Raw genomic sequence first — 17310 nt, 5'->3', positions numbered from 1 at the left:
GCATCGTCATGGCCAAACCTGGATTTCGCCTCGCGCTGTTTGCCACCTTGCTGGCACTGATTGTGGTGTTGCTCGGCGCTTACACCCGACTGACCCACGCCGGCCTCGGCTGCCCGGACTGGCCGGGTTGCTATGGTTTTATCAGCGTGCCGAAAAGCGACGTTCAATTGGCCCATGCCGAACTGCATTTTCCCGACGCTCCCGTCGAAGCCCACAAGGGCTGGAACGAGATGGTTCACCGCTACTTCGCCGGCACGTTGGGGCTGCTGATCTCGGTGCTGGCGGGTCGCGCCTGGGTTCATCGTCGTCATCCAGGCCAGCCGGTGAAGTTACCGCTGTTTCTGCTGGCGGTGGTATTCGCCCAAGCCGCGTTCGGCATGTGGACGGTGACGCTCAAGCTCTGGCCGCAAGTGGTCACCGGGCATTTACTCGGTGGTTTTGCGACGTTGAGCCTGCTGTTTTTGCTGACGCTACGATTGTCCGGCGTGTTGCCGGCGCTGACCGTACCACGGCGTTTGCAGTACTGGGCGACCGCCGGGTTGCTGCTGGTGATCCTGCAAATTGCCTTGGGTGGCTGGGTCAGTTCCAACTACGCGGCGGTGGCCTGTATCGACTTCCCCACCTGCCACGGGCAATGGCTGCCACCGGCTGATTTCGCCAACGGCTTTCACCTGACCCAACACATCGGCCCCAATTACCTCGGCGGGCAACTGGACAGCGATGCCCGCACCGCGATTCATCTGACTCACCGCATCGGCGCTTTGCTGGTGACCCTGGTTTTGCTGGGGCTAGCCTGGCAACTGAAGGTGGTCGGCATGACGCGCTTGGCGGGGCTGGTGCTGATCGCCCTCGCCGCACAAATCACCCTCGGTATCAGCAACGTGCTGCTCCACCTGCCGCTGCCGGTGGCCGTCGCCCACAACGCGGGCGGCGCGGCACTGTTGCTGACGATGGTGCTGGTCAATTATCACGCGCGAACCAGTCTGGTTCGGGTCAAGCAACAATCCCCTGCGCGCTGGCGCTTCAGCCCGCGTAAACACTCGGCCGGGCCCATAACAATAAAAGGAGAAATGCCATGGCGACGCTGATCGGCGAACGTCACAGTCAGGCAATCTGGCGTGACTATCTGGAGCTGACCAAGCCGAAAGTGGTGGTGCTGATGCTCATCACCTCGCTGGTCGGCATGTTCCTCGCGACCCGCGCCGGGGTACCGTGGACGGTGCTTGTGTTCGGCAATCTGGGGATCGCCCTGTGTGCTGGCGGTGCAGCAGCCGTCAACCATGTGGTGGACCGGCGCATCGATGCGGTGATGGCTCGCACGCACAAACGGCCCTTGGTCGAAGGCCGAGTGTCACCGGCGGCGGCGCTGACTTTTGCCTTGGTATTGGCGGTGCTTGGGCAAGCCGTATTGCTCGCTTTCACCAATCCGCTGACCGCCTGGCTGACCCTGGCCTCGCTGCTCGGCTATGCGGTGGTCTACACCGGTTTCCTGAAACGTGCGACCCCGCAGAACATCGTCATCGGCGGCCTGGCCGGGGCGGCACCACCGCTGCTCGGCTGGACCGCCGCCACCGGCCACGTCAGCGCCGAACCACTGCTGCTGGTGCTGATCATCTTCGCCTGGACCCCGCCACACTTCTGGGCCTTGGCGATTCACCGCAAAGAGGAATACGCCAAGGCTGACATCCCGATGCTGCCGGTGACCCATGGCGAGCACTACACCAAGGTTCACATCCTGCTTTATACCTTCGCGTTGCTGGCCGTCAGCCTGATGCCCTACGTGATCCACATGAGCGGCATGCTCTACCTGATTTGCGCGCTGGGGCTGGGCGCAAGGTTTCTGCAATGGGCCGTGGTGCTGTACCGTGGCACTCGGCCGCACGCGGCGATCAACACGTTCAAGTACTCTATTTACTACTTGTTCCTGCTGTTTATCGCGCTGCTCGTAGACCACTACTTACTGTTGAACCTATGACTCGAACCCAGAAAACTGTCTTCATTCTCGTCGCCCTGATCGCACTGGTCCTGGGCCTGACCATCAACAAAGTGCTGTCCGGTAAAGGCCAGGGCGACCCGACGGCACTGATCGACGCGGGCATTATCTTGCTACCGCAAAGCCGCAACCTGCCAGACGTGAAGATGACCGATCAGGACGGTAATCCGGTAACGGTCAATCAGCTGAAGGACAAGTGGAGCTTGCTGTTCTTCGGCTACACCTTCTGCCCGGACATCTGCCCGACTACCCTCGCCCAGTTGCGTCAGATCAAGAGCGAACTGCCACCGGAGGCGGCGGCCAAGTTGCAGATCATCCTGGTCAGCATCGACCCGAACCGCGATACGCCGAAGCAACTCAAGCAGTACCTGGGCTACTTCGATCCGCAGTTCAAAGGCCTGACCGCTTCCTCGGTTGAAGACATCCAGACGCTGGCCAACGCGGTGAGCATTCCGTTTATTCCGGCGGACACCAGCAAAGCCAATTACACGGTGGATCACAGCGGCAACCTGGCGGTGATCGGGCCGGACGGGACGCAGCGCGGGTTTATTCGGGCGCCGCTGAACAACGCTAAATTGGTGGCGCAGTTGCCGGTGATGCTTAACCGCAAATAAGCGACATAACCCCCTGCAGGAGCCCGGCTTGCCGGCGATGGCGATCTCACGGACGCCATCGCCGGCAAGCCGGGCTCCTACAGGGGGCGGTGTTTCAGGCATAAAAAATGGGGCGCATTCGATGCGCCCCAATCGTTCCCACGCTCTGCGTGGTAATGCAGCCAGGGACGCTCTGCGTCCCCCTCAATTTCAGAACGCCGGCAATACCGCGCCTTTGTACTTCTCGAGGATGAAGGCTTTGACTTCCGGGCTGTGCAGCGCAGCAACCAGTTTCTTCATCGCTTCGCTGTCCTTGTCATCCGGGCGGGCCACGAGGATGTTCACGTAAGGCGAGTCGCTGCCTTCGATGACCAGGGCGTCCTTGGACGGATCCAGCTTGGCTTCCAGCGCGTAGTTGGTGTTGATCAGCGCCAGGTCGACCTGGGTCAGCACACGCGGGATGGTCGCGGCTTCCAGTTCACGGAATTTCAGGTCCTTGGAGTTTTCGGTGATGTCCTTGACGGTCGACAGGATGTTGTTCGAATCCTTCAACTTGATCAGGCCAGCCTTCGCCAGCAGCAACAGCGCACGGCCGCCGTTGGTGGCGTCGTTCGGGATCACCACATTGGCGCCGCCCGGCAACTCGGTCAGCGCCTTGTACTTGCTGGAGTAAGCGCCCAACGGCTCAATGTGAACACCGGCAACAGCGACCAGGTTGGTGCCCTTGGCCTTGTTGAACTCATCAAGGTACGGCTGGTGCTGGAAGAAGTTGGCGTCCAGACGTTTTTCCGCCACCTGCACGTTCGGCTGAATGTAGTCGGTGAAGACTTTGACCTTGAGGTCCACGCCTTCTTTGGCCAGGGCCGGTTTCACGAATTCGAGGATTTCTGCGTGCGGGACCGGGGTGGCCGCGACAGTCAGGGTCTCGGCGTGGGCGGAAAAGGCTGCGACAGCAGCAAACGCGACGAGTAGTTTTTTCATTCGGCTAACTCCATATGGGCACCCGCTTGAGGCGCCCGTTTGGCGCCTGCCAGCGAATGGCCGGCTCATGTCTTACTTACGGGAAAAATGGACAACCAATTTGTCGCCAACGGTTTGCAGCACTTGAACCAGCACCAGCAGCAACACCACCGTAACGACCATCACATCCGTCTGGAAACGCTGGTATCCGAACCGGATCGCCAGGTCGCCCAGACCGCCAGCGCCGACCACACCGGCCATTGCCGTGTAGGACACCAGTGTAATCGCCGTCACCGTAATCGCCGCGAAGATGCCCGGACGCGCTTCTGGCAGCAAGGCATTGGTGATGATCTGACGCGTCGTCGCGCCCATGGCCTGGGTCGCCTCAATGATGCCGCGTTCCACTTCACGCAACGCGGTTTCCACCAATCGGGCGAAGAACGGCGTGGCACCCACCACCAGCGGCGGGATCGCACCGGCGACACCCAGCGACGTACCAGTGATCAGCACCGTGAACGGAATCATCACGATCAGCAGGATGATGAAGGGCAGCGAACGCAGGATGTTCACCACCAGCGACAACATCGCGTAGACGCCTTTGGCTTCCAGCAACTGGCGCGGGCTGCACAGGAACAGCAGCACACCCAGCGGCAAGCCGAGCAACACGGTGAACAACAACGAACCGCCGAGCATCAGCAGCGTGTCGCCGGTGGCCAGCCAGATTTCGAACCAGTCGATATTGGCGAAGAACGTGGTCAGGGCTTCCATCAGCGCAGCACCTCCATGTGGACGTCAGCCGCGGTGAAGCGGGCAAACGCCGCCTCCATGTCGCCACCGGTGACAGCCAGGGTCAATTGCCCGTAGGGGATGTCTTTGATGCGGTCGATACGACCGGCCAGGATGCTGTAGTCCACACCGGTTTCCCGGGCGACGGTGCCCAGTAATGGCGCGTAGGTCGCGTCGCCCTGGAAGGTCAGACGTACAATGCGGCCCGGTACGTGAGCGAAGTCATCGCGCTGCTCGCTTTCGTCGATCTGCTCGTCTTCTTGCACAAAGCGCTTGGTGGTCGGGTGTTTCGGATGCAGGAACACCTGGGCTACCGAACCTTGCTCGACGATCACACCGGCATCCATCACCGCCACCTGGTCGCAAACGCGGCGGATCACGTCCATCTCGTGGGTGATCAGGACAATGGTCAGCTTCAGCTCGCGGTTGATCTCGGCCAGCAATTGCAGAACCGACGCAGTGGTCTGCGGGTCCAGGGCGCTGGTGGCTTCGTCGCACAGTAGAATTTTCGGCTTGGTCGCCAGAGCGCGGGCAATGCCGACGCGCTGCTTCTGGCCACCGGACAACTGCGCCGGGTACTTCTTGGCGTGGTCGGACAAACCCACCCGCGCCAGCAATTCGGCCACGCGCAGGTCGATCTCGCTGCGCGACAATTCGCCGGCGAGGGTCAGCGGCAGCGCGACGTTGTCCGCAACCGTCTTCGACGCCAGCAAGTTGAAGTGCTGGAAAATCATCCCGACTTGCTGACGGAAGCGTCGCAGGCTGTTGGCATCCAGCGCAGTGACTTCTTCGCCGTCGACGATGATCTTGCCGCCGCTGGAGTTCTCCAGGCGATTGATCAGACGCAGCAGGGTACTTTTTCCCGCACCGGAATGACCGATCAGGCCGAAGACCTGGCCGTTCTCAATCGTCAGACTGGTCGGATGCAGGGCGGGAATATCCTTACCGGCGACGCGGTAGGTTTTGTGGACGTTTTGAAACTCGATCACGTAGCGAACCTTGTGGGGCGCGTTAGAAAAGGATCAGCGGTTAGCCGGGCGCGCATTTTAGCCTGTCCGTATAGAGGTTATTAGCATTTATTCCGCATTCATCCTTCGATTTGGCAATAACGCGATCAAAGGTCATAAAAAAGGAACGGCTAAAAACCCCATCAGTCACTAATAAGGCAACTCGAAGACGCCCCCGGTGCCGTGCCTGGGGAATGCACAAGAATCCTGGCTACGGCAGGAATCGCAACGAGGAGTTTAGACTGATGAGTATCAAGAAGCCTGCCCCCACCAAAAGCGCACTGGCCGGTACCGACACCCTGGACCGCAGTAACACCAATACCAAGCTCGACAGCCTGGAAAAATTTCGCTCCGACGCTACCGAACAGGCCCTGCGCACCAATCAGGGCGTGAAGGTTTCGGACAATCAGAACACCTTGAAGGTCGGCGCTCGCGGGCCTTCGTTGCTGGAAGACTTCATCATGCGTGAGAAAATCACGCACTTTGACCATGAGCGCATCCCGGAGCGCATCGTCCATGCTCGCGGGACCGGGGCGCATGGTTACTTCCAGACGTACGAAAACCATTCCGTGCTGACCAAGGCCGGTTTCCTGCAGGATCCGGGCAAGAAGACGCCAGTATTTACGCGTTTTTCCACAGTACAAGGCCCACGCGGGTCAGGCGATACCGTTCGGGACGTGCGAGGTTTCGCCGTGAAATTCTTCACCGACGAAGGCAACTTCGATCTGGTGGGCAACAACATGCCGGTGTTTTTCATTCAGGACGCGATCAAGTTTCCGGACTTCGTACACGCGGTGAAACCGGAGCCGCATAACGAGATCCCTACGGGCGGCTCGGCTCACGACACGTTCTGGGACTTTGTCTCGCTGGTGCCGGAATCGGCGCACATGGTGATCTGGACCATGTCCGACCGGGCAATCCCGAAGAGCCTGCGCAGCATGCAAGGCTTTGGTGTGCATACGTTTCGTCTGATCAACGCCGAAGGCAAATCGCGCTTCGTCAAATTCCACTGGCGCCCCACCGCCGGCACTTGCTCGCTGGTGTGGGATGAGGCGCAGAAGCTTGCCGGTAAAGACACCGACTTCCACCGTCGCGACCTCTGGGAAGCCATCGAGGTGGGCGACTACCCGGAATGGGAACTGGGCGTGCAGATCATCGAAGAGGAAAACGAGCACAGCTTCGACTTCGATATCCTCGACCCCACCAAGCTGATTCCTGAAGAAATCGTACCCATCACGCCCCTGGGCAAAATGGTGCTCAACCGTAACCCGGACAACTTCTTCGCCGAAACCGAGCAAGTCGCGTTCTGCCCAGGCCATATCGTGCCGGGGATCGATTTCTCCAATGATCCGTTGCTGCAAGGTCGGCTGTTTTCCTACACCGATACGCAGATCAGCCGACTCGGCGGCCCGAACTTTCATGAGATTCCGATCAACCGGCCAGTGGCGCCGTTCCACAACGGCCAGCGGGATGCACTGCACCGCACCACCATCGACAAGGGGCGCGCAGCTTACGAACCCAACTCCATCGACGGTGGCTGGCCGAAAGAAACGCCGCCGGCCGCACAGGATGGCGGCTTCGAGACCTATCCGGAACGCATCGACGCCAACAAGATCCGTCAGCGCAGCGAATCGTTCAGTGACCATTTCTCCCAGGCGCGGCTGTTTTTTCACAGCATGAGCAAGCACGAGCAGGAACACATCATCTCGGCTTATAGCTTTGAGCTTGGCAAGGTGGAGCGTGAGGCCATCCGCGCGCGGGAGGTGAACGAGATCCTGGCCAATATCGATCTGGAACTGGCCACGCGTGTGGCCGCCAACCTTGGGTTGCCAGCGCCGAAAGCCGGGACCGTCGAGGTGCCAAAAACATCTCTGGACCGCTCGCCGGCCCTGAGCCAGGCCAACTTGCTGCCGGGCAACATCAAAACCCGCAAGGTGGCAATTCTTGCGGCCAATGGCGTCGATGGTGCGGCGATTGATGCAATGAAGAAGGCACTGGAGGCAGAAGGCGCGCACGCCAAATTGCTGGGGCCGACATCAGCACCGGTGAAAACCGCCGATGGCAAAACGTTGCCGGTGGATGCTTCGATGGAAGGTTTGCCTTCAGTGGCGTTCGACGCGGTGTTCGTGCCGGGTGGCGCGGCGTCTATCAAGGCGTTGAGCGGCGATGGCGTGGCGTTGCATTACCTGCTGGAGGCCTATAAGCACTTGAAGGCGATTGCGCTGCATGGCGAGGCGAAGCAGTTGCTGGATGTGTTGAAGCTGGAGGCTGATGCGGGGTTGATCGTGGGGACGGATGCAAAGTTGATCAAGCCGTTTTTTGCGGCGATCGGGCAGCATCGGGTTTGGGATCGGGAGCCTAAGGCCAAGGCGATTCCGGCTTGACGTTTTGTATCGGTAGTTAGGACGCTATCGCGAGCAGGCTCACTCCTACAGGGTTATGTGTTCGACACAAATCCACTGAGGGGTGAGCCTGCTCGCGATGCTTTCAGGATTTACGGGGACTCAGAACCATCTGCGCCGGAATGTTGCGCAGAATCTGTCTCTCCAGCTTCAGATCAAAATCCGCATCCAGCTTCGTCACCCGTTTGGTCAGCAACGTCGCCAGCCAGGGATAATCATCGGTGCGCGGGACCTGAATGCTCACGTCGCAGTTAAAATTCACCACATCGGCGGCGATGGCATCGAGTTGGCGACGAAGTTTCGCCATATCGGTGAGATTCAACGAAACGGTGGTGCTTTCGGCCGTTGGATCAATCACCTTCGCGTGGGGTTGGGCTTCAGCGGCTTGAAGATCGGCTTCCGCTTTATCCAGTTCGGCTTTGCGGGCAGTAACAATGGCGTTGTTCACCCCGCCCGTCAGCGCCGGGGCTTTCGGCATCAGTGCCCGGGCGCGACTCAACGCGGTGGCGGCGGCATTCACATCGCCTTTTTGCAGCACAATTTGGCTACGGCGCAGATACGCCTCGGCCAGTTGCCGTTGGTATTGCTCAAGGGTTGGATCGTTAGGTGACTGGGCCTGCAAGGCGGCCAGTTGATCTTCGGCGGTGGCTAACTCGCTGCTGGCGAGGCTTTGTTCCAGCTGTGCGATGGCCGTAACCCGCGCATCATTGGCCTCGGGGGCCGCCGGTGGCGTACTTTGGCAGGCGCCCAGCAGCACAGAAAATGCGACAAGGAGCAGATAACGGGAGGCGAACGGCTTCATACCTGCGACTCTCTATTTGCGCAAAAAACGAGCAAGTCTACACCCCTCGACGGGGCAGGACAAAACTCAGCAGAAACAGTGCGGCAGCCGTCACAACAATTGACGGGCCCGCCGGTGTGTCCTTGAACCACGACAATGCCAACCCGCCACAGACGGCAAGCATGCCCAGCAGGCTCGCGCCCAGTGCCATCTGCTCCGGTGACCGGGCGTGACGTTGTGCCGCAGCCGCCGGGATGATCAACAGCGACGTAATCAGCAATACGCCGACGATTTTCATCGCGACAGCAATCACCACGGCGATCAAGAGCATCAGGGTCAGACGCAACGAGGCCACCGGCAATCCTTCGACCCTGGCCAACTCTTCATGCACCGTGATGGCCAGCATTGGCCGCCACAACGTCACCAGCAACGCCAATACGGCCGCGCTGCCACCCAGGATCCAGGCCAGATCGGTTGGGCTGATCGCCAGCAAGTCGCCGAACAGATACGCCATCAGGTCGATCCGCACTTCGTGCATGAAGCTTAGTACCACCAGGCCCAGGGAGAGCGTGCTCGGTGCGAGAATTCCCAAAAGCGTGTCAGACGCCAGCGGTTGGCGTTGTTGCAACGTCACCAGCAACACCGCCAACAGCAAGCAGCCCACGGTCACCGCAACGGTCGGGCTGACATCCAGCAAGAATCCCAGCGCAACGCCAAGCAAGGCCGCGTGGGACAAGGTGTCGCCGAAATAGGCCATGCGCCGCCAGACCACAAACGAGCCTAACGGGCCCGCCACCAGCGCCAAGGCCAAACCTGCAAGCAGGGCGTAGAGCAGAAAATCAGCCATGCTTGCAGCTATCTCCGTGAACGTGGGGTTTGGCCGCCGAGGCCGCTGTGACCACCGAGCCATGCAGATCATGGGCGTGGTCGTGATGGTGGTGATAAATCGCCAGGCTTTGGGCGTTCTTGCCGAACAGCTCGACGAATGCCGGATCGCCGCTGACTTGCTCAGGATGCCCGGAGCAGCAGACGTGGCGGTTGAGGCAAACCACCTGGTCGGTGGTGCTCATGACCAAGTGCAGATCGTGGGAAACCATCAGCACGCCGCAACCGTGACGGTCGCGCAGTCGCGTAATCAGGTTGTAAAGTTCAGCCTGGCCCGCCACGTCGACGCCTTGCACCGGCTCGTCGAGCACCAGCAATTCCGGTTCGCGCAGCAGCGCCCGGGCCAGCAGCACGCGCTGCATTTCACCGCCGGAAACACTTTGCACCGGGCGGTCGATCACCTGTTCGGCACCAACCTCCTTGAGTGCCGCCAACGCCATCGCGCGGTCCACGCCCGGCACCAGCCGCAAGAAGCGCAACACCGAGAGCGGCAGCGTCGGATCGACGTGAAGTTTTTGCGGCATGTAACCCACGCGCAGTTTCGGCTTGCGCCAGACACTGCCGCTGGTCGGCTTCAACAGACCGAGCACCGCGCGCACCAACGTAGTCTTGCCGGCACCGTTAGGGCCGATCAGGGTGACGATCTGCCCCGGTTCGACGCTCAGCTCGATGTTATCCAGCACACTTTGCCCGGCAAACGTGACAGCAACCTGCTCGAGACGGATCAGCGCGTTGCTCATCAAGCCCCCTGGCAGCCCGAACAGAGACCGACCACTTCAACGGTCTGGCCTTCGACTACAAAACCGACATCCTTGGCACTCATCACAATCGCGTCACTGATGGACTTCTGTTCAAGCTCAATGGCGGCGTGGCATTCGCGGCAAATCAGGAACTGCCCCTGATGGGCATGGCCTGGATGATTGCAGCCGACAAAGGCGTTCAGCGAGGAGATGCGGTGCACGAGGCCGTTTTCCAGGAGGAAATCCAGCGCGCGATATACGGTTGGCGGCGCGGCACGACGGCCATCCTGCTCACTGAGCACCGCGAGAATGTCGTAGGCACCCAACGGTTTGTGGCTTTGCCATACCAGCTCCAGCACTCGCCGGCGCAACGCGGTCAGACGCAGCCCCTGACGCGCGCACAAGACATCGGCCTCAGACAAAGCGCTATGCACGCAATGAGAGTGGTCGTGGGGACGGCTGGCAATCGGTGTTTTAGGCATGAGCGGCGACGAGTTTTGTGAGAGACGTTATTATGTTACCCGTTCTCGCCTCTTCGAGTGGTCATCGTGTCCCGACTTTTTTCTATCTTTGTCGCATTTGTCGCCAGTTTTCTGCTGATCGGTTCGACCCACGCCGAGGTCAAAGTCCTCACCAGCATTAAGCCTCTGCAGTTGATTGCCGCTGCAGTGCAGGACGGCGTGGCGATTCCGGAAGTGTTGCTGCCGCCCGGGGCTTCGCCGCATAACTATGCCTTGCGCCCTTCCGACGTACGGAAGGTGCAGTCGGTCGATCTGGTTTACTGGATCGGACCTGGCATGGAAGGTTTCCTGCCGCGCGTGCTGAATGGTCGTACGCTGCCGAGCGTCGCCGTGCAGGATTTGCCGGGACTGAAATTGCGCCGCTTCGCCGAAGACAGCCACTCCCACACAGAAGAAGCCGAAGAGCATGACCACGATCACCGCCCTGGCAGCCTGGACGCGCATTTGTGGTTGTCACCGGTCAACGCTCGAGTGATTGCCGCAAAAATGGCCGCTGACCTGAGTGCGGCCGATCCCGCCAATGCAGCGCGTTATCAGAGCAATCTCAAGGCGTTCGATGAACGTCTGGATGCGTTGGACCTGCGTTTAAAAACGCGGCTGGCCGGGATCGCGGGCAAGCCGTACTTCGTGTTCCACGAAGCGTTCGACTATTTTGAAGACGCCTATGGCCTGAAACACACCGGCGTATTCAGCGTCGCCGCCGAAGTCCAGCCCGGTGCCCAGCACGTCGCGGCGATGCGCGCGCGGTTGCAGGAAGTCGGCAAGACGTGCGTGTTCAGTGAGCCGCCGTTACGTCCGCGTCTGGCGGAAACGTTGGTTACGGGTCTGCCGGTGAAACTGGCGGAACTGGATGCGCTGGGCGGATACACGCCGGCGACCGCGCAGGGGTATGAGCAGGTGCTGGAGAAGTTGGGGAATGATTTGGCGGGGTGTCTGGAGTCGTTGTAATCCAGAAAATTGTTCGGCCCCAATCGCGGGCAAGTCGGATCGCCGCACCGCACGCTCCCACAGGAGTACGCGATCACTGTGGGAGCGTGCGGTGCGGCGATCCGACTTGCCCGCGATGCTTTTAAAGGGCGAAAGGCAACGGTGTGCTGACCTTCTGCCGCTGCGCCAACCGCAACTGGAACTCCATCGGGTCGTGAATCAGCACGTCCTGCCCAGCAAAAGACTCTGCCGCGATCAATCGTGACAACCAGAACCGCACGCACGCCACGCGCAGCATCGTCGGCCACAATTCGGCCTCAGCCGCCGTGAACGGACGCAACGCCGCATAAGCCCCCAGCAATGCTCGCGCCCGCGGCCCATCGATCAACCCGTCTTCGTCCGAACACCAGTCGTTCAAGGCAATCGCCACGTCGTAGAGCATTGGCCCGGAGCAGGCGTTGTAGAAGTCGATCAACCCGGTCAGGTGCGTACCTTCGAACATCGCGTTGTCGCGGAACAGGTCGGCGTGGATATTGGCGCGCGGCAACGCCAGAATTTTTACCTTCTGTTCGGTGATTTCATCCAGTGCCCGTTTCAGCAAATCGCTTTGATCGGCATTCAGATGAGAAAGAAACTGCGTGCCTTCCTCCAGCATCCAGTCCAGACCACGATCGGTTTTACGCTTGATCATGTTGGCCTGGGTCGCCAGGTGCAGATGTGCAAGCAACTCACCCACCTGCGTGCAGTGCTGCGCGTTGGCTTGCTTGATGTGCTTGCCGGCCAGTCGCGGTTGCAGCAGCGCAGGTTTTCCGGCCAGTTCGCGCAGGGCGACGCCATCGGTGGTGCGCAGGGCGTAAGGCACTGGCAAATCGGCCTCATGCAGGACATCCAGCAGTTCAATGAAGAACGGCATTTCATCGACCGGACCGCGCTCAATCAGGGTCAGGACGAACTCGCCCTGCTCCAGGCTGATAAAGAAATTGGTGTTTTCGCTACCGGCAGCAATCCCCTGGAAATCAAGCAGGCGGCCGAGGCCATAAGGGGCGAGAAAGGTTTCCAGCTCGGGCCGAGCCAGGGGGGTGAACACAGACATGTTTAAACTGCCAGTACGGGCGCCGCTCGTGAGCCAGCGCCAATTGAAATTAAGAAACTACTTCCACTCAAAGATTTTCCACGCCGGAATCAGCATATCCGGCTGATCCGAGCGGATGTAGTTTGCATCGGACCCGTCCGCACGCACCAGAAAGTACGGCGGTGCGCCCTTCGGCGTAACCTTGATCGCATACAGGAAACCATTTTGACGGTACTCCTGAATGACCTTGTCCCCTTCCGTGCGGATCGTAACTTCCGGTTCCGGTGTCGGCGCATCGTCCGCCGCCATGACGGCTAATGGAACAGTTGCAAACAAGCCAGCCAGCAACAGGCGATTTAGTGTGCGCATGATAACCTTGTCCCTTTGTCGTCAACGGTCCCGCTATTCTAGCGCCGGACCCGCCGAAAAGGTTGATCCTGCTCATGAGCCAAGCCCCCCTCGTCCTGGTGGACGGTTCTTCTTACCTGTACCGCGCCTTTCACGCGCTGCCACCGCTGACCACGTCCAAAGGCCTGCCGACCGGTGCGGTCAAGGGTGTATTGAACATGCTCAAGAGTCTGCGCAAGCAGTACCCGGACAGTCCGTTCGCCGTGGTGTTCGACGCCAAGGGTGGGACATTTCGCGATGACATGTACGCCGAATACAAGGCCAACCGTCCGAGCATGCCCGACGACATGCGCGTGCAAATCGAGCCGCTGCACCAGAGCGTGATCGCCCTGGGCTTCCCGCTGCTGTGCGTCGAAGGCGTCGAGGCCGATGACGTGATCGGCACCCTGGCCCGCAGCAGTGCGGCGGCGGATCGCCCGGTGATCATCTCCACCGGCGACAAAGACATGGCGCAACTGGTCGACGGCCACATTACCTTGGTCAACACAATGACCGGTAGCAGCATGGACGTGGAGGGCGTGAAGGAGAAATTCGGCGTCGCTCCCGAGCAGATCATCGATTATCTGGCACTCATGGGCGACTCTTCCGACAACATCCCGGGCGTTCCGGGTATTGGCCCGAAGACCGCTTCCGGCCTGTTGGTGGGTGTGAACGGCGGCTTGACCGAACTGTATGCACAGCTCGACATCGTCCCGACCCTGCCGATTCGCGGCGCGAAAACCCTGCCGGCCAAGCTCGAAGAGCACAAGGAGATGGCGTTCCTCTCCTACCAGCTGGCAACCATCAAGATCGACGTGCCGCTGGACATCGGCCTCGATGACTTGCAAATGGGTAAACCGGATCACGACACGCTCGCCGAGCTGTACACCTTGCTGGAGTTCAAGAGCTGGTTCGAAGAGAACCAGCGCGACGCCAAACGCTCCGGGCAAGAAGTGACCGCGCCAGTGGTTGAAGAAGCCGCCGTCGAGACCGAGCTCAAATACACAACAATCCTCACCCAGGCTGATTTCGACCTGTGGCTGAAGAAGCTCAACGACGCCAAGCTGATCGCCTTCGATACCGAAACCACCGGCATTGATGCGCAGCAGGCGCAACTGGTCGGCCTGTCGTTCGCTGTACAAGCCAACGAAGCTGCCTACATCCCGCTGACCCATTCCTACATGGGCGTGCCGGATCAGTTGGACCGCGACACCGTGCTTCGCGCACTGAAACCGATTCTGGAAGACCCGAACAAGCTCAAGGTTGGCCAGCACGCCAAGTTCGACATGAACATTTTGGCGAACTGCGCCATCGGCGGTGATCAGAGTTGCGGCATCACCGTACGGGGCATCGCTTTCGACACGATGCTCGAATCCTACGTGCTGGACTCCACGGCGACCCGCCACGACATGGACAGCCTGGCGCTCAAGTACCTGAATCACACCACTACCAGCTTCCAGGACATCGCCGGCAAAGGCGCCAAACAGTTGACGTTCGACCAGATTTCGCTGGAACTGGCCGGGCCTTACGCCGCCGAAGACGCCGACGTGACGCTGCGCCTGCATCAAACGTTGCAGGAAAAACTCAATGCCATCCCGAGCCTGAGCAAAGTCCTCAGCGAAATCGAAATGCCGCTGGTGCCGGTGCTGGCGCGGATTGAACGCCAGGGTGCGCTAGTCGACGCCAATCTGCTGGGCATTCAGAGCGTGGAACTGGGCGAAAAGATGGTCGCTCTCGAGCGTGAGGCCTTCGCCATCGCCGGCGAAGAATTCAACCTCGGCTCGCCCAAGCAACTGGGCGTGATCCTGTACGAAAAACTCGGTCTGCCGGTCCTCAGCAAAACGGCCAAGGGCCAGGCCTCCACCGCCGAAGCCGTACTGGCGGAACTGGCCGAGCAGGATTTCCCGCTGCCCAAGGTGCTGATGCAGTACCGCTCGATGAGCAAGCTGAAAAGCACCTACACCGATCGCCTGCCGGAACAGATCAACCCGCGCACCGGACGGATTCACACTTCCTATCATCAAGCCGTCGCAGCGACAGGGCGTTTGTCGTCCAGCGATCCGAACCTGCAAAACATTCCGATCCGCACCGCCGAAGGCCGTCGCATTCGTCAGGCGTTTGTTGCACCCACAGGTTACAAATTGCTGGCGGCGGACTACTCGCAGATTGAACTGCGGATCATGGCCCACCTGGCCAAGGACGAAGGTTTGCTGCATGCGTTCCGCAATGATCTGGATGTGCACAAAGCCACGGCGGCCGAAGTCTTCGGCGTTGAACTGGCGGATGTGACCACCGATCAGCGTCGTAGCGCCAAAGCGATCAACTTCGGCTTGATCTACGGCATGAGCGCGTTCGGCCTGGCCAAGCAGATCGGTGTTGATCGCAAGCAGTCTCAAGCGTACATCGACCGATATTTCGCCCGTTACCCAGGCGTGCTGCAATACATGGAGCGCACTCGCGCCCAGGCTGCCGAGCAAGGTTTTGTTGAGACGATCTTCGGTCGCCGTCTGTACCTGCCGGAAATCAACGCGAAAAACCCGGCCCTGCGCAAAGGTGCCGAGCGCACGGCGATCAACGCCCCGATGCAAGGCACGGCGGCGGACATCATCAAGAAAGCGATGGTGGCTGTGGATAACTGGCTGACTTCGTCAGGCCTCGACGCCAAAGTCATCTTGCAGGTGCACGATGAATTGGTGCTTGAGGTCCGTGAGGATTTGGTCGATCAGGTTCGCGAGGAGATTCGCTTCCACATGAGCGATGCGGCGAAGCTGGATGTGCCGCTTTTGGTAGAGGTTGGGGTCGGAAATAACTGGGATGAGGCTCACTGAGCCGTCTGAACAGGCGTTTTCTGCTGTGGCATAGCGCCGCAGCAGAAAGCGCGGAGAGCTTTATATCGAAAAAAGTTTTGGCTTATTTCTAATGGATTTGGAACTTCTTCGGAACTAAACCCGTCAACCGCCACTCAGAGTTACTGAATGGCTGGTGAAGCCCTTCGATGCTCCTATGTTGTGTTAAGTGTTGGCAGATAATCCGGACCCCGCCCTAGCGGTCCGGAACTTGAGCCCCGGAACTTCCCCCTCCCCATAGAAGTCCGGGGTTTTTTTTGCCTGCCATTTGCCTCAATGGCCTTACTCGGCAGCTTCGGACCCCTTGTCCGCCAGCTCCATCCAGCCCGCCAGTACAGTGTAGGCGTCTTCAAGACCGAGGCGTTTTGGCGCCGAAAACAGCTGAATACTGACTGCATCCCCCCAACCCTTACGGATATCTGCCTGAACTTTGAGCAGGACGTTTTTCGCCGCGCCGTACGTCAACTTGTCGGCTTTAGTCAGCAAAATATGCATCGGCATGCCGCTGGCGACAGCCCAATCGAGCATCAACAAGTCGAAGTCGGTCATTGGATGACGGATGTCCATCATCAAAATCAGACCTTTCAAACTCTCGCGACCACCCAGATACGCTTCCAGGTGACGCTGCCAGTGCAGCTTCAACGGGATAGGAACTTTTGCATAACCGTAACCCGGAAGGTCGACCAGACGACGATCATCGTCTAGCTTGAAGAAGTTCAAGAGCTGCGTGCGCCCCGGGGTTTTCGAGGTTCGCGCAAGACTGGCGTGCGTCAGGGTGTTCAGCGCACTGGACTTGCCGGCGTTGGAACGGCCGGCGAAGGCCACTTCAAAGCCTTCATCGTCCGGGCATTGATCGACTTTGGCAGCGCTGAGCATGAAGGTGGACTGTTGGCACAGGCCGAGGATGGGATTCTTGAGTTGCATGGGATTTCCGATGTGGGCGGCGCCGGGAATGGACGCGGCAAGCGGTGTCGTTTCCGTTTCAGTGACGCCAGTATATAATGCCGCGGATTTTGTGTGCGCTTTGTCCCAGCGTAGGATGAAGATCACGAGAGCGCTTGACCTTGATTGCGCACTAGAACGCAACATGCTCTCAACCCTGAAAAGGTCGTTTTATGACGAAATGGCTGCTAGCTGCCGGTGTCTTGATGCCGCTTTACAGCGCTCAGGCTACACAGGATCCGGAAGCTGTGTACAACCGTGTTTGTGGTGCCTGTCATTCCGGCCAACTACCCATGGCTCCTCAAAAGGGCGATCAGGAAGCTTGGACGCCGAGGTTGGCGAAAGGTATGGAAACGCTGGTGCAACACGTGACCCAGGGTTTCAAGGCGATGCCGCCGCGTGGTTTGTGCATGGACTGCAGTGCCGAGGATTACCAGGCAATCATCCAGTGGATGAGCGAGTGATCCC

Annotated in this window: 17 protein-coding genes; 7 read left to right on the top strand and 10 right to left on the bottom strand. The window is 59.6% G+C overall.

Translation table 11 applies throughout. The features are described from left to right. Nucleotides 1-8: 8 nt before the first annotated feature. Genes ACA048_RS00430 through ACA048_RS00420 form a run of 3 tightly spaced genes read left to right on the top strand, consistent with a single transcriptional unit; the run spans nt 9 to nt 2607 of the window. The gene (locus tag ACA048_RS00430) at nt 9-1088 is read left to right on the top strand and encodes a COX15/CtaA family protein (RefSeq protein WP_497627493.1); all 1080 of its coding nucleotides are present in this window, start codon (nt 9-11) and stop codon (nt 1086-1088) included. After that, nucleotides 1076-1975, top strand: coding sequence for a heme o synthase (cyoE, locus tag ACA048_RS00425; RefSeq protein WP_497627492.1), 900 nt, complete (start codon nt 1076-1078; stop codon nt 1973-1975). Before ACA048_RS00430 ends, cyoE begins: the two co-directional genes overlap by 13 nt. Beyond that, nucleotides 1972-2607 carry an SCO family protein gene (locus ACA048_RS00420; RefSeq protein WP_497627491.1) on the top strand — a complete coding sequence of 212 codons (636 nt, stop codon included), beginning with the start codon at nt 1972-1974 and terminating at the stop codon, nt 2605-2607. Before cyoE ends, ACA048_RS00420 begins: the two co-directional genes overlap by 4 nt. A gap of 189 nt (nt 2608-2796) precedes the next feature. On the opposite strand, the gene ACA048_RS00415 is transcribed toward ACA048_RS00420, so the two are convergent. From ACA048_RS00415 to ACA048_RS00405, 3 genes are all read right to left on the bottom strand, one after another. Further along, nucleotides 2797-3567, bottom strand: coding sequence for a MetQ/NlpA family ABC transporter substrate-binding protein (locus ACA048_RS00415; RefSeq protein WP_497627490.1), 771 nt, complete (start codon nt 3565-3567; stop codon nt 2797-2799). A 72-nt stretch (nt 3568-3639) separates the two neighbouring features. Next, the gene (locus ACA048_RS00410; RefSeq protein ID WP_497627489.1) at nt 3640-4314 is read right to left on the bottom strand and encodes a methionine ABC transporter permease; all 675 of its coding nucleotides are present in this window, start codon (nt 4312-4314) and stop codon (nt 3640-3642) included. Next, entirely contained in the window at nt 4314-5321 is a 1008-nt protein-coding gene (locus ACA048_RS00405) for a methionine ABC transporter ATP-binding protein (RefSeq protein WP_452628831.1), read from the bottom strand. Before ACA048_RS00405 ends, ACA048_RS00410 begins: the two co-directional genes overlap by 1 nt. 212 nt (nt 5322-5533) lie before the next feature. On the opposite strand from ACA048_RS00405, the gene katE reads away from it, so the two are divergent. Then, nucleotides 5534-7723, top strand: coding sequence for a catalase HPII (gene katE, locus ACA048_RS00400; protein ID WP_497627488.1), 2190 nt, complete (start codon nt 5534-5536; stop codon nt 7721-7723). Between the two features lie 103 nt (nt 7724-7826). Here the strand turns inward: katE and ACA048_RS00395 are convergent, their stop codons facing one another. Genes ACA048_RS00395 through zur form a run of 4 tightly spaced genes read right to left on the bottom strand, consistent with a single transcriptional unit; the run spans nt 7827 to nt 10629 of the window. After that, on the bottom strand, nt 7827-8543 hold the full coding sequence (locus ACA048_RS00395; RefSeq protein WP_497627487.1) for a PA5502 family lipoprotein: 717 nt from the start codon (nt 8541-8543) through the stop codon (nt 7827-7829). A gap of 37 nt (nt 8544-8580) precedes the next feature. Then, nucleotides 8581-9369 (bottom strand): zinc ABC transporter permease subunit ZnuB, encoded by a 789-nt coding sequence (gene znuB / locus ACA048_RS00390; protein WP_223518914.1) that lies wholly within the window; start codon nt 9367-9369, stop codon nt 8581-8583. After that, nucleotides 9362-10147: a zinc ABC transporter ATP-binding protein ZnuC gene (znuC, locus tag ACA048_RS00385; protein ID WP_497627486.1), complete on the bottom strand. Its 786-nt coding sequence runs from the start codon at nt 10145-10147 to the stop codon at nt 9362-9364. The genes znuB and znuC overlap by 8 nt, the downstream gene beginning before the upstream one ends. Continuing rightward, complete coding sequence (gene zur / locus ACA048_RS00380; RefSeq protein WP_497627485.1) at nt 10147-10629, bottom strand: zinc uptake transcriptional repressor Zur; 483 nt, start codon at nt 10627-10629, stop codon at nt 10147-10149. The genes znuC and zur overlap by 1 nt, the downstream gene beginning before the upstream one ends. Before the next feature lie 66 nt (nt 10630-10695). Between zur and ACA048_RS00375 the strand changes: the two genes are divergently transcribed. Next, nucleotides 10696-11616: a zinc ABC transporter substrate-binding protein gene (locus ACA048_RS00375; protein ID WP_497627484.1), complete on the top strand. Its 921-nt coding sequence runs from the start codon at nt 10696-10698 to the stop codon at nt 11614-11616. Nucleotides 11617-11737: 121 nt separating this feature from the next. Here ACA048_RS00375 and ACA048_RS00370 read toward each other — a convergent pair whose 3' ends face one another. After that, nucleotides 11738-12688 (bottom strand): homoserine kinase, encoded by a 951-nt coding sequence (locus ACA048_RS00370; RefSeq protein WP_497627483.1) that lies wholly within the window; start codon nt 12686-12688, stop codon nt 11738-11740. Nucleotides 12689-12745: 57 nt separating this feature from the next. Continuing rightward, a complete protein-coding gene (locus ACA048_RS00365) occupies nt 12746-13036 on the bottom strand; it encodes a DUF2782 domain-containing protein (protein WP_497627482.1) in 291 nt (96 codons plus the stop codon). A 74-nt stretch (nt 13037-13110) separates the two neighbouring features. Between ACA048_RS00365 and polA the strand changes: the two genes are divergently transcribed. Next, nucleotides 13111-15882 (top strand): DNA polymerase I, encoded by a 2772-nt coding sequence (gene polA, locus ACA048_RS00360; protein ID WP_497627481.1) that lies wholly within the window; start codon nt 13111-13113, stop codon nt 15880-15882. 300 nt (nt 15883-16182) lie between these two features. Here the strand turns inward: polA and yihA are convergent, their stop codons facing one another. Further along, a complete protein-coding gene (gene yihA, locus ACA048_RS00355) occupies nt 16183-16824 on the bottom strand; it encodes a ribosome biogenesis GTP-binding protein YihA/YsxC (RefSeq protein WP_033049579.1) in 642 nt (213 codons plus the stop codon). A gap of 191 nt (nt 16825-17015) precedes the next feature. Between yihA and ACA048_RS00350 the strand changes: the two genes are divergently transcribed. Next, complete coding sequence (locus tag ACA048_RS00350; RefSeq protein ID WP_007947948.1) at nt 17016-17306, top strand: c-type cytochrome; 291 nt, start codon at nt 17016-17018, stop codon at nt 17304-17306. Nucleotides 17307-17310: the final 4 nt, after the last annotated feature.

The sequence above is a fragment of the Pseudomonas sp. LBUM1659 genome (assembly GCF_059716045.1).
The sequence above is the reverse complement of the archived record's forward strand: the minus strand, read 5'-3'. Positions and strand labels throughout refer to the sequence as shown.

Excerpts from the sequence above, each read along its gene's own strand:
- ACA048_RS00430 (WP_497627493.1), top strand. The coding sequence starts at position 9 with ATGGCCAAACCTGGATTTCGCCTCGCGCTGTTTGCCACCTTGCTGGCA.
- cyoE (WP_497627492.1), top strand. The coding sequence starts at position 1,076 with ATGGCGACGCTGATCGGCGAACGTCACAGTCAGGCAATCTGGCGTGAC.
- ACA048_RS00420 (WP_497627491.1), top strand. The coding sequence starts at position 1,972 with ATGACTCGAACCCAGAAAACTGTCTTCATTCTCGTCGCCCTGATCGCA.
- ACA048_RS00415 (WP_497627490.1), bottom strand. The coding sequence starts at position 3,567 with ATGAAAAAACTACTCGTCGCGTTTGCTGCTGTCGCAGCCTTTTCCGCC.
- ACA048_RS00410 (WP_497627489.1), bottom strand. The coding sequence starts at position 4,314 with ATGGAAGCCCTGACCACGTTCTTCGCCAATATCGACTGGTTCGAAATC.
- katE (WP_497627488.1), top strand. The coding sequence starts at position 5,534 with ATGCACAAGAATCCTGGCTACGGCAGGAATCGCAACGAGGAGTTTAGA.
- ACA048_RS00395 (WP_497627487.1), bottom strand. The coding sequence starts at position 8,543 with ATGAAGCCGTTCGCCTCCCGTTATCTGCTCCTTGTCGCATTTTCTGTG.
- znuB (WP_223518914.1), bottom strand. The coding sequence starts at position 9,369 with ATGGCTGATTTTCTGCTCTACGCCCTGCTTGCAGGTTTGGCCTTGGCG.
- znuC (WP_497627486.1), bottom strand. The coding sequence starts at position 10,147 with ATGAGCAACGCGCTGATCCGTCTCGAGCAGGTTGCTGTCACGTTTGCC.
- zur (WP_497627485.1), bottom strand. The coding sequence starts at position 10,629 with ATGCCTAAAACACCGATTGCCAGCCGTCCCCACGACCACTCTCATTGC.
- ACA048_RS00370 (WP_497627483.1), bottom strand. The coding sequence starts at position 12,688 with ATGTCTGTGTTCACCCCCCTGGCTCGGCCCGAGCTGGAAACCTTTCTC.
- ACA048_RS00365 (WP_497627482.1), bottom strand. The coding sequence starts at position 13,036 with ATGCGCACACTAAATCGCCTGTTGCTGGCTGGCTTGTTTGCAACTGTT.
- polA (WP_497627481.1), top strand. The coding sequence starts at position 13,111 with ATGAGCCAAGCCCCCCTCGTCCTGGTGGACGGTTCTTCTTACCTGTAC.
- yihA (WP_033049579.1), bottom strand. The coding sequence starts at position 16,824 with ATGCAACTCAAGAATCCCATCCTCGGCCTGTGCCAACAGTCCACCTTC.
- ACA048_RS00350 (WP_007947948.1), top strand. The coding sequence starts at position 17,016 with ATGACGAAATGGCTGCTAGCTGCCGGTGTCTTGATGCCGCTTTACAGC.